Below are 16610 nucleotides of genomic sequence, written 5' to 3'. Positions count from 1 at the left end.
GCTCAGGCCTCCTTGTTCTTCTCGTCGACGAAGGCCTCGCCGTGCAGGTCGGCCGGGCCGAGCGCGGACACCAGGCCGCTGTCGGAGCTGTGCGCGGCGTCGTGGACGCCGGCCACCGCGGCCTCGGGGTGGTGCAGGTCGAACGCGGGGCGCTCGGAGCGGATCCGCGGGATGCGGTCGAAGTTGTGGCGCGGCGGCGGGCAGGACGTCGCCCACTCGAGCGAGGCGCCGTAGCCCCACGGGTCGTCGGTCTCGACGAGCGGCGCGTACCGCCAGGTCTTCCACACGTTGTAGAAGAACGGGAGCATCGAGGCGCCGAGCAGGAAGGCACCGGCTGTCGAGATCTGGTTGCCCAGGGTGAACCCGTCCTCCGGCATGTAGTCGGCGTAGCGGCGGGGCATGCCCTGCGCTCCGAGGATGTGCTGGACGAAGAAGGTCAGGTGGAAGCCGAGGAAGAGCATCCAGAAGTGGATCTTCCCGAGCTTCTCGTCGAGCATCCGCCCGGTGAACTTCGGCCACCAGAAGTAGAAGCCGGCGAACATCGCGAACACGACCGTGCCGAAGACGACGTAGTGGAAGTGCGCCACGACGAAGTAGCTGTCGGAGAGCTGGAAGTCCAGCGCCGGGCTCGCGAGGATGACGCCGGTCAGGCCACCGAAGAGGAAGGTGACGAGGAAGCCCAGCGCCCAGAGCATCGGCGTCGAGAAGTCGAGCTTGCCGCCCCACATCGTGCCGATCCAGTTGAAGAACTTCACACCGGTCGGGACCGCGATGAGCATCGTCATGATCGCGAAGAACGGCAGGAGCACCTGTCCGGTCACGTACATGTGGTGCGCCCAGACGCTGACCGAGAGGGCCGCGATGGCGATGGTCGCGTAGACGAGGGTCTTGTAGCCGAAGATCGGCTTGCGCGAGAAGACCGGCAGGACCTCGGAGATGATCCCGAAGAACGGCAGCGCGATGATGTAGACCTCCGGGTGCCCGAAGAACCAGAAGATGTGCTGCCACATGATGGCGCCACCGCTGGCGGGCTCGAAGATCTGCGCCCCGAACCTCCGGTCGGCGCCGAGCGCGAAGAGCGCGGCGGCCAGGGCCGGGAAGACGAGGATGACGAGGATCGAGGTCACGAGCACGGTCCACGTGAAGATCGGCATCCGGAACATCGTCATGCCGGGGGCGCGCATCGTGAGGATCGTCGTGATGAAGTTGACGGCGCCGAGGATGGTGCCGAAGCCACTGAGGGCGAGGCCGAAGACCCAGAGGTCACCGCCGATGCCCGGGCTGTAGGTGTTGTCCGACAGCGGCGCGTAGGCGAACCAGCCGAAGGCGGCGGCGCCGTTCGGGGTGATGAAGCCCGCCGCAGCGATGAGGCCACCGAAGAGGTAGAGCCAGTACGCGAACATGTTCAGCCGCGGGAACGAGACGTCGGGCGCCCCGATCTGCAGCGGCATCAGCGCGTTGGCGAACCCGGCGAACAGCGGCGTCGCGAAGAGCAGCAGCATGATCGTGCCGTGCATCGTGAACAGCTGGTTGTACTGGTCCGGGTTGTCCACGATCTGCAGGCCCGGCTCGGCGAGCTCGGCGCGGATGAGCAGCGCCATGACGCCACCGATGAGGAACCACGCGAACGAGGTGATGAAGTACAGGTTGCCGATGACCTTGTGGTCGGTCGTCGTCACCCACTTGACGACGGTGGCACCGGGCGAGAGCCGGCGGGTGCGCTGGCGGACGCCCGCCTCGCGCAGCATCGTCGTGTCGGTCGCGGCGCTCATGTCAGTTACCTCCGCCGGGCTGGACGTTCTGGCCGCTCATCAGGGCCTCGCGGTTGAGGGTGTTGTTGAGCAGGCCGGTCTGGTCGGCCGCCCGGAGGTCGGCCATGTGCTGGTCGTACTCGGCGCGCGAGACGACCTTGACGTTGAAGAGCATCTGGGAGTGGTAGGCGCCGCAGAGCTCGGCGCACTTGCCCTTGAACTGCCCCTCCTCGGTGGGGACGACCTGGAAGCGGTTGACCCGCCCCGGGATCATGTCCATCTTCTGGAGGAAGGCCGGCACCCAGAACGAGTGGATGACGTCGCGGGCGGTGAGGACGAACTCGACCCGCTCGCCGACCGGCAGGTACAGGGTGGGGATGGTCTCCTCGGCCCCGGGCTCGCCGGTGAGGATGGCCTGCGTGCCGACCTCGTGGACGTCGTCCTCGAGGTAGTTGAAGTCCCAGCTCCACTGCTTGCCGACGACGTTGACGGTGACGTCCGGCTTCTTCGAGGTGTCGATGAGGGCGGCCTCGTCGCGTGCCGTGTAGTAGAAGAACACGACGATCATCAGCATCGGGACGACCGTGTAGAGGATCTCGATCGGGATGTTGTAGCGCAGCTGCACCGGGAGCTCGGTGTCGTCCTGGCGGCGACGGTAGGCGCCGATGCACCAGACCGTGAGGCCGATGACGAGCAGGCCGACCGCGATGAGCGCGATCCACGCGCCGATCCACAGGGTCGTGACGCGCTCGCCCCCCTCGGTCACCGCGTGCGGGAGCCATCCGGTGGAGGCGTCACCGCGCAGGTCGCCGCTGGCGCAGCCGCCGAGCGCGAGGGTGGCGAGGGCACCCACGAGGACCGTGGTGCCGAGCCGCCGCCGTGGGCGACGGGGCGAGGAGGAGTCGTGCTGGCGCACCGCTGCACCCTTCGTGTCGTGGAGCGAGGACGATCGGTGCAAACCCTACTGCACGGGTACCTCACCGGGCATGGAGGGGGGCTACCGTCGAGCCGTGGCGCACACCACCGTTCAACCTTCCACAGCCTCCTTGACGGCGGGCCTCCTCGACGCGTCGCGCGGCCCCCTCCACCCCCTCGCGGCGCAGACCCTGACGGCCGCCCTCGGGGTCGCCTGGGCCGACCCGGGCGCCCGCCACGCGCCCGGTCGGGCCGCCCGGGCGCACCTCGACACGGCGCGGGCGGTGCTGGCCGGCGCTCTCGGCGCCCGTCCCGACGAGCTCTCGCTCCACGGCAGCGCCGAGGAGGCCCTCGCCCTCGGGCTCGACGGTCTCCTCCACGCGCGGCGACGCGCCGGCGACCGGACGGTGGCGGGAGCCACCGAGCGTTCCGTGCTCCTGCTGCGCGCGGGCGCCGAGGACGCCGTGGCCGTCGAGGGGACCGGTCGGGTCGACGCCGACGCGTGGGAGCGCGCGGTCGCGGCCCCCGGGGTCGCCGCGGCAGTCCTCCAGACCGCGAACGGCGAGGTCGGCACGCGCCAGCCCGTCGAGCGCCTGGCCCGTGCCGCCCGGGATGCCGGGGTGCCGCTCCTCCTCGACGCGACGGCCTCCGTGGGGCGCGAGCCCCTCCCGCCGGGAGCCGGTGACGTCGTCGTGGCCGACGCCGCCTCCTTCGGGGGGCCGCCGCTCGGGCTGCTCGTGGTCCGCACCGGCACCCGGTCCTCCCTGCCCGCTCCCCGACGGGAGGCAGAGCACGGCCGCGCCTTCGCGGCGCCGTGGGTCCCGCTCGCCCTGGCCGCCGCCGAGGCCTGGCGCCAGACCGAGCACGCCTGCGCCGACGACACGCGGGAGGCGCGCGCCCTCGTGGACCGCGTCCGGGCCGCCGCCGCGGGCGTGCGCGACGTCGAGGTGCTCGGCGACCCCACGGACGCGCTCCCCCACGTCGTCACCTTCAGCGTGCTGCTCGCGGACGGGGAGGCCCTCGTCGACGAGCTGGCCGCGCGCGGGGTCGCCGTCGCCTCCGGGTCGGCCTGCACCTCGAGCACCCTGCGGCCGAGCCACGTCCTCGCCGCGATGGGGGTGCTCACGCACGGCAACGTCCGCGTGACCCTCCCGCTGGCCTCCGTCGCCCCCGACCGGGAGGACGCGGTCGCGCTGCTCTGTCGTGAGCTGCCGGACGCGGTGCGGGCCGTCCGCGTCCGGATGGGGACCGAGGACCTGTGAGCGGGGACGCGACCGTCGACGCCCGGGGCACCCGCTGCCCCGTGCCGGTCATCCGCGTCGCCCGGGCGACCCAGGACCTCTCCCCCGGGTCGACCGTCGTCCTGCTCGCCGACGACGTGGCCGCCCGGTCCGACGTGCCGGCGTGGGCGCGGATGCGCGGCCACGGGCTGACCCTCGAGGACGAGGGCTCGTGGACCCGCTACACGGTCGTCGTCGGGACGACGGTTGCCAGGTCGACCTGAGGCGCCTCGAGGGCGCGCGCGAGGGCGCGACGGTAGTCCTCCCGCGACCACTCCTGCGCGCCCATCCGGCGCAGGTGGTCGGTGGCCCACTGCACGTCGACGATCCGGCGCGGGTCGCCGTCGGCGAAGAAGCGCGCGGCGAGCCCGACGAGCGCGACCTTGGAGGCGTCCCGGACCCGGTGGAACATCGACTCCCCGGCGAAGAGTCCGCCGACCGACACCCCGTACAGGCCGCCGACGAGCGCGTCGTCCTGCCAGACCTCGATGCTGTGGGCCCATCCGAGCCGGTGCAGCTCCTCGTAGGCGGCGGCGAACTCGTCGGTGATCCACCGGCCCTCCCGTGAGGGGTCGGCGCACCCGGCGACGACGTCGGCGAAGGCGGTGTCGACGGTCACCTCGAAGCGCGGGAGCACCTTGCGCAGCGAGGACCGCACCCGCAGCGCCCCCGGCGGGATCACCCCCCGGGGGTCGGGGGACCACCAGCCCACCGTGCCGGCGCCGTCGCGGCCCAGGCCCATCGGGAAGAGCCCGAGGCGGTAGGCGGCGAGCAGCGTGCCCGGGTCGAGGTCGGCCCCGGCGGCGACGAGGTCGTCGCCCTCCACCGCGTCGGCGGCGTCGAGCAGCCAGCCGGTGGGCGGCGGCTCGACGGGAGGGAAGGCCACGGCGCGGCCCGGCGTCAGTCGCGGACGAAGCGCACGTGCGGCGCGATCTCGGCCGCCGCCCCGGCCCCGTAGGCGGCCTCGAGTCGGGCGAGGAACCCGGCCCGGCCCACCTGGTACTCCTGGGTGCCGACCGTCTCGAGGACGAACGCCGCGAGGACCGAGCCGATCTGTGCGGAGCGCTCGTGCGACAGCCCGCCGGAGAGCCCGACGAGGAAGCCGGCCCGGAACGCGTCGCCGACCCCGGTCGGGTCGACCCGCTCGACGTCGCCCGCCACCGGCACGTGCACGGGCTCCTGACCCCGGGTGCGGATCTCGGCGCCGTCCTTGCCGAGCGTCACGACCCGGGTCGTCACGCGGGCGTCGATCTCCTCCTGGGTCCACCCGGTCTTGGTCGAGGTGAGGTGCGACTCGTACTCGTTGGTGATGAGGATCTCGGCGCCGTCGACGAGCTTGCGGATGAACGGGCCGTCGGCGAAGGCCAGCTGCTGCGAGGGGTCGGCGATGAAGGGGATGCCGCGCTCGCGGCACTCGTCGGTGTGGCGCAGCATCGCGTCGGGGTCGTCGGCGCCGACGAGGACGAGGTCGAGGTCCCACCGGTCGTGGATGGGGCCGAGCTCGATCATCCGGGCCTCGCTCATCGCGCCGGCGTAGAAGGTCGCGATCTGGGCCATGTCGTCGTCGGTCGTGCAGACGAACCGGGCGGTGTGCCGCGTGCTGGAGACGAGCACGTGGTCGGTGACGACGCCGTGCCGGCCGAGCCAGCTGCGGTAGTCGGCGAAGTCCTCGCCGGCGGCCCCGACGAGGAGCGGCCGGGCCCCGAGCACCCCCATCCCGAAGCAGATGTTGCCCGCGACGCCACCGCGCCGGATGTCGAGCTGGTCGGCGAGGAAGCTGACCGAGATCTTGTCGAGCTGCTCGACGACGAGGGAGTCGGCGAAGCGGCCGCGGAAGGTCATGAGGTGGTCGGTCGCGATGGACCCGGTGACGGCGATCTGCACACCGGCAACCTACCCGGCCCCCGGGGACGCGGACGGGCCCGGACCCCTCGAGGAGGTCCGGGCCCGTCCGGGGTGCGTCAGCTGAAGCTGTCGCCGCAGGCGCAGGAGCTGCCCGCGTTGGGGTTGTCGATCGTGAAGCCCTGCTTCTCGATGGTGTCCGAGAAGTCGATGGTCGCGCCCTCGAGGTAGGGGGCGCTCATCCGGTCGACGACGACCTCGACACCGTCGAAGTCGCGGACGAGGTCACCGTCGAGGGTGCGCTCGTCGAAGTAGAGCTGGTAGATCAGGCCCGAGCAGCCGCCGGGCTGGACCCCGACGCGCAGCCGGAGGTCGTCGCGCCCCTCCTGCGCGAGCAGGGAGGCGACCTTGGAGGCGGCCACGTCCGTGAGCAGCACGCCGTGGGCGGCGGTCTCGGTGGTGGCCTCGGTGGTCTGGAGCTGGTCGCTCATGGGTGAGGACTCCTCGTCGCTGTCGGTGGGCCGGCCGGGTGGCCGCCACGAGGGGGAACCCCGGGCGGGGCCTCGGTGTTCCCGGACTCCTCCACTGTACGTCGCGCCCCCGACGGACGGTGCCACCGCCCACTCGCGTGCCCGGCTACGCCGCAGTAACTGCTGCTGTGGCGACACGTACTGCGGTGTGGCCCGCGCTCGGGGCGTCAGCGGGCCGGGGACCAGGTACGCGCGACGCGCCGGGCGCGGGCCCGCAGGGTGCCGACCGGGTCGGCGAGCATCGCGTCGACCTCGTGCGGGTGGTCGGCGAGGGCGTAGCAGCCGGCCAGGCCCATCGTCATCGTCTCGCGGCGCCCGACGAGCAGCTCGCCGGCGACGACGACGGCCGGGCGGCCGGTCGCGGTGGTGGCCTCGGCGACGCCGGAGACGACCGAGCCGCGCACGGAGGTCCAGTCGAGCCGGTCGGTCGCCGTGACGACGAGGTCGCTGCCGGCCGCGGCGACGTCGAAGCCGGTGAGGCGCAGCACCTCGGTGACCGCGGGCACCGGGCGGGCCCCGAGGACGAGGAGGGCGTACCCGAGCCCCCCGGCCGCGCCGGCGCCGAGCTCGCGGTCGAGGCGGCGGGGCTTCCCGCTCAGGAGGTCGAGCGGGCGCGGGACCGCCCGGCCCACGACGTCGGTGAAGTGCCCGAGCGCGGACTCCAGCGCCTGCGAGGTCTCGGGCGTGGCGCCCTTGCCCGGCGAGCCGACGGCGCTCGTGCCCGAGAGGCCGAGCAGCGGGGTCTCGTCGTCGGTCGCGAGGATGATCTCGGTGCCCGAGAGACGGTCGAGCACCCCCGGCAGGCCGATGAGGGCGGACTCGTCGGCGCCGCGCAGGGCGAGGCCGCCGCGGGCGAGCACGTCGGCGGGGCCGGCGCCGAGGGCGGCGAGCATCCCCGCTCCGCCGTCGTTCGTCGCGCCGCCACCGACCCCGACGACGACACGGTCGACGCCCTCGGCCACCGCGGCCTCGAGCAGCTGCCCGACCCCCCAGGTGCTCGTGATGCCCGGGTCGCGCTCGTCGGCGGCGAGCAGGTGCAGGCCGATGGCCTGCGCGGCCTCGACGTAGGCGGTGCGCCGCCCCGGCTCGTCGACGAGCAGGAGGGTCGCGGGCACCTCGCGCCCGAGCGGGTCGCTCACGGTCGTCGCGACCATGTCGCCGCCGCAGGCGCGGGCGACGACGTCGAGGAAGCCCGGCCCGCCGCCGGAGAGGGGCAGCAGGCGCACCTCGTCGTGCGGCGCGCCGAGGGCCCAGCCCTCGGCCATCGCGGTGGCCACCTGGACCGGCCCGAGGGTCGAGCCGAAGGCGTCGGGGGCGAGGAGCACGCGCACGGGGCGAGCGTATCGCCGCAGGCCCTGGCGGGTGTCGGTGGACGGGCCTAGGGTCGCGCCACCAGCCCAGCCGCCAGGAGGCCCTCGTGACCGAGACCCAGCCCACCGACCTCGACCCCGAGCGGGTCGCCCTGCTCGAGGCGCTCGCCCAGCAGCGGTACTTCTTCCTCCACACCGTCGAGGGCCTGACCGACGAGCAGGCCCGGCTCACGCCGACCGCCAGCAGCCTCTGCCTCGGCGGGCTCGTCAAGCACGTCGCGCTGACCGAGCGCGGGTGGACCGACTTCGTCGAGCACGGGACGATGGCCGGCGGCGACGACGCCGACCTCGAGGCCCGTGAGCGGGAGTTCCGCCTCCTCGAGGACGAGACGCTCGACGGCGTCGTCGGCCTCTACCGCGAGGTCGCCGCCCACACCGACGAGCTCGTCCGCACCGTCGACCTCGACTCCAGCCACCCGCTGCCGCCCGCGCCGTGGTTCACCCCGGGCGAGCACCGCAGCGCGCGGCGCACCTTCCTCCACCTGCTCTCCGAGCTCGCGCACCACACCGGCCACGCCGACGTCATCCGCGAGACGGTCGACGGTCAGAGGTCGATGGGCTGAGCACCTAGGATCGGTCGCCGTGACCACCACGACCGGCACGCCGCAGCACGCCCCGCTCCCCCTCCTCGTCCTCGGGCAGGGCCGCGAGCTCGCGACCGAGCGGGGGGTCGAGTGCCCCGGCGACCTGCCGGCGCCGTCCGACCCCGGCCTCGTCGAGCGCGCCCGGATCGCCCGTGCGGCCCTCGGCGACCGCCTCTTCGTCCTCGGGCACCACTACCAGCGCGACGAGGTCATCGAAATCGCCGACGTCACCGGCGACTCCTTCAAGCTGGCCAAGGAGGCGGCGGCCCGCCCGGACGCCGAGTACGTCGTCTTCTGCGGCGTGCACTTCATGGCCGAGTCGGCCGACATCCTCACCTCCGACGCCCAGACCGTCGTCCTGCCCGACCTCGCCGCCGGCTGCTCGATGGCCGACATGGCGGCGCTCGACCAGGTGCAGGAGTGCTGGGACGAGCTCGTCGCCGCGGGCGTCGCGGACACGACCGTGCCGGTCACCTACATGAACTCCTCCGCGGCCATCAAGGCCTTCACCGGGCGCCACGGGGGCACCGTCTGCACCTCCTCCAACGCGCGCACCGCCCTCACCTGGGCGCTCGAGCAGGCCGGTGACGGCGGCAAGGTGCTCTTCCTCCCCGACCAGCACCTCGGCCGCAACACCTACGTGCGCGACCTCGGGGGCGACCTCGACGGCTGCGTCGTCTGGGACCCGCACCGCCCGATGGGCGGGCTGACCCCGGAGCAGCTGCGCGACGCGACGATGATCCTCTGGCGCGGGCACTGCTCGGTGCACGGCCGCTTCTCGGTCGAGGCGGTGCAGGCCGCCCGCCGCGAGGTGCCGGGTGTGCGGGTCATCGTCCACCCGGAGTGTCGTCACGAGGTCGTCGAGCTCGCGGACGAGGTCGGCTCGACCGAGAAGATCATCAGGACCATCGCCGCCGCCCCGGCGGGCACGGCCTGGGCCGTCGGCACCGAGCTCAACCTCGTCCGGCGCCTCGCCGCGCAGTTCCCCGAGCAGCGCATCCTCTTCCTCGAGAAGAACGTCTGCTACTGCTCGACGATGAACCGCATCGACCTGCCGCACCTCGTGTGGGCGCTCGAGTCGCTCGTCGACGGCCGCGTCGTCAACCCGATCCGCGTCGACCCCGAGGTCGCGCACTGGGCGAAGGTCGCGCTCGACCGGATGCTCGCCCTCCCCGGCGAGACCTCGAAGGACTGACGCGCCTCACGCCTGGGCGGGCCGCCCGGTGTCCCGGACGAGGTAGAGCCAGGGGAAGGCCCGCACCGCGACGACCCATCCGTCGCCCTCGTACGCGGCGGCCGGGCGTGACCAGAGCACCCGGCGGTGCTCCCACTGCGTCGGCGTCCGCACCATCCGGTGGCGCAGCATGCCGGCGCCGACCGTGCGCCAGCCCTGGCGCCCGGCCAGCTCGAGCTCGGGCATCTCGTCGAAGGCGGTGACCGGGCCCAGCCAGCGCTCCTGCGCCTCGGTCGGCCCGTCGTCGACGACCCCGCCGAACCGCTGCTGAGCGGCCTGCCGGCTCAGGCCGAGGACCTCGCCGACGGCGGCCCAGCTGCGGCCGTCGGCCCGGGCCGCGGCCACCGCCTGCTGCAGGAGGTCGCGGGTGGCCGCGTGCGCGCTCGCGGAGCGCGCGACGAGCGCGAGGGTGTCCGGCGCCTCCTGCGCCTCGACCGGCCCGAGCACGACGCGGGCGAGACGGTCGGCCAGCGCCTCGTCGGTCACGGTCGCGGGCGCGAGCGGGTCAGGCGTCACGGTCGCGGCTCGGCAGCCAGAGCCGGTCGCCGCCGGAGGCCCGGCCCCACAGCCCACTGCCGATGGTCGCGGCGCCGAGCACCATGAGGGCGACGGTCATCCCCTGGAACAGCCCGTGGACGAAGCCGGACTCGACGACCCGGCTCAGCCAGAAGGTGACGAGGCCGACGAGCACGAGGGTTGTGCCGCCGCCGAGGGCGGTGCGTTGCGCGGTCATGTGTCAACCATCCCTTGACGTCGCCCCGATGTCAAGGGATGGTTGACAGACGAGTCAGCCGGCGTGGACGAGCCCGTCGTCGCCGACGTGCGGGTTGTGCGCGGTCGGGACGCGCTCCCCCGCCGACGGCGGGCCGGGCGGCGTGCCGTCGCCGAAGGGCCGTCCGCCGAGCTCCTCGCGGCCGTGCGGCGTCGCCCAGCCGGCGAGGTCCGGGCCCGCCGGCACGACGCCGGTCGGGTTGATGTCGCGGTGGACCTCGTAGTAGTGGCTCTTGACGTGCACGAAGTCGGTCGTGTCGCCGAAGCCGGGGGTCTGGAACAGGTCTCGGGCGTACGCCCAGAGGACCGGCATCTCGCTCAGCTTGCTGCGGTTGCACTTGAAGTGCCCGTGGTAGACCGCGTCGAAGCGCGCGAGGGTCGTGAAGAGCCGGACGTCGGCCTCGGTGATGGTCTCGCCCATGAGGTAGCGCCGGGTCGCGAGGCGCTCCTCGAGCCAGTCGAGCGCCGTGAAGAGCCGCTCGTACGCGGCCTCGTACGCCGCCTGGGTGCCGGCGAACCCGCAGCGGTAGACCCCGTTGTTGACCTCGGTGTAGACGCGCTTCATCACCGCGTCCATCTCCTCGCGCAGCGCCTCGGGGTAGAGGTCCGGCGCGCCGGCGCGGTGGTGCTCGCGCCACTGCGTCGACAGGTCGAGGGTCATCTGCGCGAAGCCGTTGGTCACGACCTCGCCGCTCGGGACGTCGACGAGGGCGGGCACCGTGATGCCGCGCGGGTACCCCGGGAAGCGCTTCTCGTAGGCATCCTTGATCCGCGGGATGCCCAGCACGGGGTCGAGTCCGTCGGGGTCGAGGTCGAAGGTCCACGAGTCGGCGTCGTGCGTCGGGCCGCAGATGCCCATCGAGATCGCGTTTTCGAGCCCGAGCAGGCGCCGGACGATGATCGCCCGGTTCGCCCACGGGCAGGCCCGGGCGACGACGAGCCGGTAGCGGCCGGCCTCGACCGGCCACTCGTGCTCGCCGGCGCCGTCGACGGTCACCCGGTCCTCGATGTAGTTGGTGTCGCGCTGGAAGTCGTCCTCGACGTACGTGCCCTGGGCCACGGTCGGTCCTCTCTCGGTCAGGCGGGGAGTGCGCCGAGACGGGCGAGGAGGAGCGCCTCGGCGAGGCACACCGCCTCGAACTCGGCGAGGTGCAGCGACTCGTTCGCGCCGTGCGCGCGGGTGTCGGGGTCCTCGACGCCCGTCACGAGGATCGCGGCGTCGGGGAAGCGCTCGGCGAACGCGGCGACGAACGGGATGGACCCGCCGACGCCGATGTCGACCGGCTCGGTCCCCCATGCGTCGGTGAACGCGGCGCGCGCCTGGTCGTAGACCGGGCCCTGCGCGTCGGCGGCGAAGCCGAGCCCGCGCTCCTCGAGCTCGACCTCGACCCGCGCGCCCCACGGCGCGTTCGCCAGCAGGTGGGCCTTGAGCGCCTCGAAGGCCGCGAGGTCGTCCTGGGTCGGCGCGAGGCGCATCGACACCTTCGCCCGGGCGGAGGGGACGAGGGTGTTGGAGGAGCGCTCGATCGTCGGCACGTCGAGGCCGATCGTCGTGATCGCCGGGCGGGTCCACAGGCGCGAGAGCAGCGACCCGGTGCCGATGACCTCGACGCCGTCGAGCAGCCCGGACTCGGCCCGCAGCCGCGACTCGGGGTAGTCGAGGTCGGAGGCCTCGCCCGCGTCGAGACCGGTGACCGCCACGTCACCGGCGTCGTCGTGCATCGTCGCGAGGAGCCGGACGAGCGCGGTGATGGCGTCGGGGACGGCGCCGCCGAACATCCCGGAGTGCACGCCGTGGTCGAGGGTCGTCACGGTGACGACGACGCGGATCATCCCGCGCAGCGTCGTCGTGAGGGCCGGCTCGCCGACGTCCCAGTTCTGGCTGTCGGCGAGGACGATGGCGTCGGCCCGCAGCCGCTCGCCGTGGCGCTCGAGGATGGTCGGGAGCGAGTCGGAGCCGATCTCCTCCTCGCCCTCGACGAAGACCGTGACGCCGACGGGCAGGTCGTCGCCGTGGGCGCGCAGCGCGGCGACGTGCGCCATCACGCCGGCCTTGTCGTCGGCGGCGCCGCGGCCGTACAGCCGGCCGTCGCGCTCGGTCGGCTCGAACGGCGGGCTGTCCCAGAGCGCCTCGTCACCGGGGGGCTGGACGTCGTGGTGGGCGTAGAGCATCACGGTGCGCGAGCCGGGCGGCCCGGGGCGGTGGCCGATGACCGCGGGCCGGCCGCCCTCGCGCACGATCTCGACCTCGAGCCCCTCGCCGCGCAGCAGCTCGGCGGTCGCCTCGGCGCTCGCCTCCACGTGGGCCTGGTCGAAGGCGTCGAGCGAGACGGACGGGATGCGGGTCAGCGCCTCGAGGTCCGCGCGGACCTGCGGCATGAGCTCGCGGATGCGCTCGCGGAGAGCGGTCTTCTGGGCGTCGGGGAGCACGTCGGTCACGCCTCGAGACCCTACCGACCCGCGGGGCGCCGGCGGCGCTCGCGCCCCGGGCGGACGGAGGCACCCCGCGGATGCACCTAGAGTTGGATCCGTGTTCGGACGCAGCAAGTCGAGTGAAGAGGCTCCCGCGGAGCAGGCGCAGGCCGCCCGCGAGGGCGCCAAGGGCCGCCCCACGCCGAAGCGGCGCGACCAGGAGGCCGCCCGCAAGCGTCCGCTCGTCGTCACCGACCGCAAGGCCGCCCGTGGCCGCGACCGGCAGGAGCGCCGCGAGCAGCTGGCCAAGGTCCGCCGCGCCCTCGAGACCGGCGACGAGACGCACTTCCCGCCGCGCGACCGCGGGCCGGTCCGTCGCTACATCCGCGACTTCGTCGACGCCCGCCGCAACCTCGGCGAGTTCCTCCTGCCGGTGATGCTCATCGTCCTCGCGCTCAGCCTGGTCAACCAGCCGGCGATCTTCGCCGCGAGCGTCTACCTCACGTGGGGCGCCGTCCTCCTCGTCGTCATCGACACCGTGCTCATGTGGCGCCGCCTCAAGAGCCGCCTCGTCGAGAAGTTCGGCGCCGACGGCGTGCCGAAGGGCAGCGTCTCGTACGCGGTGATGCGCGTCTTCCAGCTGCGCCGCAGCCGTCGTCCCGTCCCGATGGTCGCGCGGGGCGAGTACCCCTCCTGACCGGCGCGGCTCAGCCGCCGCTCGCCCCGCGGGCGAGGCAGAGCGCCGAACGCATCGTCCCGTAGCCGCGGGCCGACAGCGGCGAGGTGTCGCGGTCGGCGGCCGTGCAGGCCTCGGCGACGACGGTGGGCGCGAGCCCCTCGGACGCGACCGCCGGTGCGGTGTCGCAGGCCCCGCTCGCGACGGGCGTCAGGCCGGTGCCCGCGACCTGGTCGTCGCGCGCGCACCGCAGCGTCCGCAGCGACTCCCGCGACAGCACCCAGCCGAGCGGGGCCGCGATGGACGGCCGGGTCGGCTGGTAGAAGACCTTGACCGCCGGGCCGCGCCAGCGCTCCAGCGCGCTGCAGACCGCGCCCGAGGCGTCCTCGCAGCCGGGGACGACGTCGCGCGTGGCGAGGACGTCGAGCGCCCGGTGCAGCTGGGTGTCCGTCGAGGACAGCCCCGCCGTCGCCGCCCCCTTGGTCAGCAGCGGCACGAGGACCTCGTTCGTCGCCCCGGCCGGGACGGCCGAGAGGTCGCTGCCCTCGCCGTTGTCGAGGTAGACGAGGACCGGCAGCACGAGCGGGGCGTCCACACGTCCGGCCACCACGTCCGCGTTGTGCGCCCGCAGAGCCGGCAGCCACCGGGGTGCGAGGTCGACGAGCGTCCCGAGCCCGTCGTTGTCGGCGTAGCCGCCGTCGACGACCTGCTGCGTGTCGGGCGATTCCCCGCCGTCCGGGCACCCGGTCGCGACGACGCCCGACGGCGTGACGTAGGGGAAGCGCGAGGCGAGGAGCGCGACGGTGCTCGCGCGCAGCGCCGGTGACCGGCCGGTGCACCCCGTGCGCAGCGTGGCGAGGAGGTCGACCGAGTCGGGGACCGCGGTGGGGGTCCGGCAGTCGCGCGCATCGGGGGCGGTCTCGAGCCCGACCTGGCTGAGCAGGGTGCGGCACCGGGTCGCCACCGACGTGGAGTTGAGGACCAGGGCGCCGGTGACCCGTCCGTCCGGCGGCGCGAGGTAGGGCGTCCGCAGCCCCGGCACGGCGCGCTCCCACGCCCGTTCCATCAGCCCGGCGCGGTCGACCCAGCCGCTCTCCCCCGACGTCGGGAAGGCCAGGCCGGTGACCGAGCGCAGCGGGTCGCGCAGGAGGAGGCCGCTCACCGCCGAACCGAGCGCGTCCGGGCCGGCCATCCGCTCGACCGCGGGGAAGGCCTGCCCGCTCGTGCCGGCGAACGCCGACACCGTGAGACCGACGGCCCCACCGCTGGCCCCGGACGACACGAGCGCCTCGGCGCAGTCACCCCCAGCGGCGTGCAGCGCGTCGGTCCCGAGCGCGGTCCAGGCCGCCGCCCGGATGCCGCCGCCCTCGGCGGCGAGGAGGAACAGCGGACGGACCCGGTACGACGTCCCGGGCAACGCCGTGCCGCAGCCGGGTTCGTCGAGCATCGTCCCGAGCCGGCTCGCGAGGTCGGGGCGGGCCGCGGGGTCCGGGGCGCTCTCGGCGAGGGTGCGCAGGCCGTGCACCCTCGCGTCGCTGCCCGTCAGCCCGACGACGAGGCCGGACAGGAGCACGAGCGTCATGACGGGGGCGGTGCGCAGGACCGGGGTCATCGGCCGCGACAGGAGGTCGGGTGCCCCGCCGCCCTGGAGCAGGATGACGGTGGCCCCGAGCGGCAGCGCCACGGCGGTCACCGCGAGGAGCATGACGCCGATGACCCCCAGCCGCTCGGCGCTCCCCTCCGGGAAGAGACCGAGCACGACGAAGAGGGCGACGCCGAGCGCGAGCAGGAGCCAGCCCGCGAGCCGCGAGCGCTGCTGCGAGGTCTCGCCCAGCACCCGGCCCGGCACGAGGGCGACGAGCAGGTCCTCCGGGGCGTGGCGACCGAGGAGGCCGGCGACCCACCGGGCGAGCGGCCAGGTGAGGACCGCTCCCACGGCACCGAGCAGCAGGAGGGCGAGGTTCCACCCCCCGCTGCCGAGGGCCACCGGCGCCGTGAACGCGCGGACGAGCCCGAGACCGGGGATGACGAGCACGAGAACCCCGAGGACGTCGCCGACGACCCGGGTCGTCGCCGCCTGCTCCGCGGTGACCGGCCGGCGGTAGGGGCTCCACGGCACCGTGCCCCCGCGCCGGCGCCACCACAGCGAGCCGGCCCACACGACGAGCGGGATGCCGACGGCCAGGCCGAACCTCACCCCGATGACGTCCCAGCGGCCAAGGAGCAGCCGCGAGAGCGGCAGCCCGACGAGGAGCACCGCGAGCGTCACGAACCACGGCAGGAGCGAGGGCTTGCGGTAGGGAGCCGCGCTCGGTGTCGGGCCGTCGCCGAGGACGCGCATCGCGACGTGGTGGCTGCGCAGCCGGCCGACGACGACGACGAGGACCGCGACCAGCCCGGTGAGCACCCCGCTGACCAGCGCGTGCCGGGCCGGGCCGGAGTCCACCCACTGCCGCTGCACGTCGGGCAGCTGGTCGAGGACGTCGGTGCCCGAGGCCAGCCCGAGGGCCGCGAACGGGACGACGACGAGCAGGCTGAAGCGGTGGGTGTAGAGCGCGCCGACGACCCGGCGGGCGGGGCCGGAGGGTCGGCGGACGTCCGAGGGTCCGTAGGGCGTCCCGTGCTCCGGTCCCCGGGGGGTGTCGCTGTGCTGCCGGGCGGCGAGGACGACCGCGAGGAGGGCCAGGAGCAGCCCGAGCCACGTGACGGCGCTCGCCGTGACGAGCGCGGTGGGGTGGCCGGCGCCGTCGGCGAGGTCGACGAGGAGCGCGGACTCGACGAGGTCGGCGACCGCCCCGACGCCGAGCAGCACGAGGGCGGCGACCCACCAGGGCCGCCCGCGCGAGGACCCCGCGACGGCCGGGCGCAGCAGGGCCGCCGCGCCGAGGGCGTACAGCGCGACGAGCCCGACGTCGACGAGGGCGTAGGCGACGACCCAGCGGGCCATCCCGGGGACGGCGGCCACCGTCGGCGCCACGAGCGCCCAGCTTTCGCGGGTCGCCCCCGGCGAGAGGACCGCGCCGAGCGAGGTCAGCCCGCCCAGCGACACGGTCCGGCCGGCTGTCACGACCTGGGAGACGAGCCCGTCGAGCTGCCCGAGCGCGATGAGGACGGCGACGACGGCGCTCGCCCAGCCCCCGGCGAGCGCGGCCCGGCGAGGGGGCAGCACGGCCGCGAACGCGTCGCGGACCGGCATCGGTTCCGTCGCCATGCGGACCTCCTCACCCCGGCCTCCCGGCCCGTCG

At 74.3% G+C, this 16610-nt stretch carries 16 protein-coding genes; 5 read left to right on the top strand and 11 right to left on the bottom strand.

Annotated elements, in window-relative coordinates:
- Positions 1–2: 2 nt before the first annotated feature.
- Positions 3–1748 carry an aa3-type cytochrome oxidase subunit I gene (gene ctaD, locus IG69_RS0111055; protein ID WP_036829826.1) on the bottom strand — a complete coding sequence of 582 codons (1746 nt, stop codon included), beginning with the start codon at positions 1746–1748 and terminating at the stop codon, positions 3–5.
- A gap of 25 nt (positions 1749–1773) precedes the next feature.
- Positions 1774–2667 (bottom strand): aa3-type cytochrome oxidase subunit II, encoded by an 894-nt coding sequence (gene ctaC, locus IG69_RS0111050; RefSeq protein WP_036829697.1) that lies wholly within the window; start codon positions 2665–2667, stop codon positions 1774–1776.
- 94 nt (positions 2668–2761) lie between these two features.
- Here ctaC and IG69_RS0111045 point away from each other — a divergent pair, with 94 nt between their 5' ends.
- On the top strand, positions 2762–3928 hold the full coding sequence (locus IG69_RS0111045) for an aminotransferase class V-fold PLP-dependent enzyme (protein ID WP_245616122.1): 1167 nt from the start codon (positions 2762–2764) through the stop codon (positions 3926–3928).
- Positions 3925–4170, top strand: a complete 246-nt coding sequence (locus IG69_RS0111040; RefSeq protein ID WP_030528224.1) for a sulfurtransferase TusA family protein — start codon at positions 3925–3927, stop codon at positions 4168–4170. The genes IG69_RS0111045 and IG69_RS0111040 overlap by 4 nt, the downstream gene beginning before the upstream one ends.
- On the opposite strand, the gene aat is transcribed toward IG69_RS0111040, so the two are convergent.
- From aat to IG69_RS0111020, 4 genes are all read right to left on the bottom strand, one after another.
- Complete coding sequence (aat, locus tag IG69_RS0111035; protein WP_030528223.1) at positions 4128–4832, bottom strand: leucyl/phenylalanyl-tRNA--protein transferase; 705 nt, start codon at positions 4830–4832, stop codon at positions 4128–4130. The genes IG69_RS0111040 and aat overlap by 43 nt on opposite strands.
- A gap of 14 nt (positions 4833–4846) precedes the next feature.
- Positions 4847–5830, bottom strand: coding sequence for a carbohydrate kinase family protein (locus IG69_RS0111030; RefSeq protein WP_030528222.1), 984 nt, complete (start codon positions 5828–5830; stop codon positions 4847–4849).
- A 77-nt stretch (positions 5831–5907) separates the two neighbouring features.
- Positions 5908–6279, bottom strand: a complete 372-nt coding sequence (locus IG69_RS0111025) for a HesB/IscA family protein (protein WP_030528221.1) — start codon at positions 6277–6279, stop codon at positions 5908–5910.
- Between the two features lie 206 nt (positions 6280–6485).
- Entirely contained in the window at positions 6486–7649 is a 1164-nt protein-coding gene (locus IG69_RS0111020) for a glycerate kinase family protein (protein WP_030528220.1), read from the bottom strand.
- A gap of 86 nt (positions 7650–7735) precedes the next feature.
- On the opposite strand from IG69_RS0111020, the gene IG69_RS0111015 reads away from it, so the two are divergent.
- Complete coding sequence (locus IG69_RS0111015) at positions 7736–8251, top strand: DinB family protein (protein WP_030528219.1); 516 nt, start codon at positions 7736–7738, stop codon at positions 8249–8251.
- Positions 8252–8270: 19 nt separating this feature from the next.
- Positions 8271–9467, top strand: coding sequence for a quinolinate synthase NadA (nadA, locus tag IG69_RS0111010; RefSeq protein ID WP_030528218.1), 1197 nt, complete (start codon positions 8271–8273; stop codon positions 9465–9467).
- Positions 9468–9473: 6 nt separating this feature from the next.
- On the opposite strand, the gene IG69_RS0111005 is transcribed toward nadA, so the two are convergent.
- The 4 genes from IG69_RS0111005 to IG69_RS0110990 are packed head-to-tail and all read right to left on the bottom strand — an operon-like array spanning position 9474 to position 12656.
- On the bottom strand, positions 9474–10022 hold the full coding sequence (locus IG69_RS0111005; RefSeq protein WP_242525606.1) for a hypothetical protein: 549 nt from the start codon (positions 10020–10022) through the stop codon (positions 9474–9476).
- Positions 10012–10239 carry a hypothetical protein gene (locus IG69_RS0111000; protein WP_030528216.1) on the bottom strand — a complete coding sequence of 76 codons (228 nt, stop codon included), beginning with the start codon at positions 10237–10239 and terminating at the stop codon, positions 10012–10014. Before IG69_RS0111000 ends, IG69_RS0111005 begins: the two co-directional genes overlap by 11 nt.
- 54 nt (positions 10240–10293) lie before the next feature.
- The gene (locus IG69_RS0110995; RefSeq protein ID WP_030528215.1) at positions 10294–11337 is read right to left on the bottom strand and encodes a glutathione S-transferase family protein; all 1044 of its coding nucleotides are present in this window, start codon (positions 11335–11337) and stop codon (positions 10294–10296) included.
- Between the two features lie 17 nt (positions 11338–11354).
- Entirely contained in the window at positions 11355–12656 is a 1302-nt protein-coding gene (locus tag IG69_RS0110990; RefSeq protein WP_157577522.1) for a dipeptidase, read from the bottom strand.
- 151 nt (positions 12657–12807) lie between these two features.
- On the opposite strand from IG69_RS0110990, the gene IG69_RS0110985 reads away from it, so the two are divergent.
- Positions 12808–13386: a DUF3043 domain-containing protein gene (locus tag IG69_RS0110985; protein WP_030528213.1), complete on the top strand. Its 579-nt coding sequence runs from the start codon at positions 12808–12810 to the stop codon at positions 13384–13386.
- A 10-nt stretch (positions 13387–13396) separates the two neighbouring features.
- On the opposite strand, the gene IG69_RS20205 is transcribed toward IG69_RS0110985, so the two are convergent.
- Entirely contained in the window at positions 13397–16576 is a 3180-nt protein-coding gene (locus IG69_RS20205) for a hypothetical protein (RefSeq protein ID WP_036829694.1), read from the bottom strand.
- Between the last annotated feature and the right edge of the window lie 34 nt (positions 16577–16610).

This window comes from Phycicoccus jejuensis (genome assembly GCF_000720925.1).
In the GTDB taxonomy this organism is placed as follows: domain Bacteria; phylum Actinomycetota; class Actinomycetes; order Actinomycetales; family Dermatophilaceae; genus Phycicoccus; species Phycicoccus jejuensis.
The sequence above is the reverse complement of the archived record's forward strand: the minus strand, read 5'-3'. Positions and strand labels throughout refer to the sequence as shown.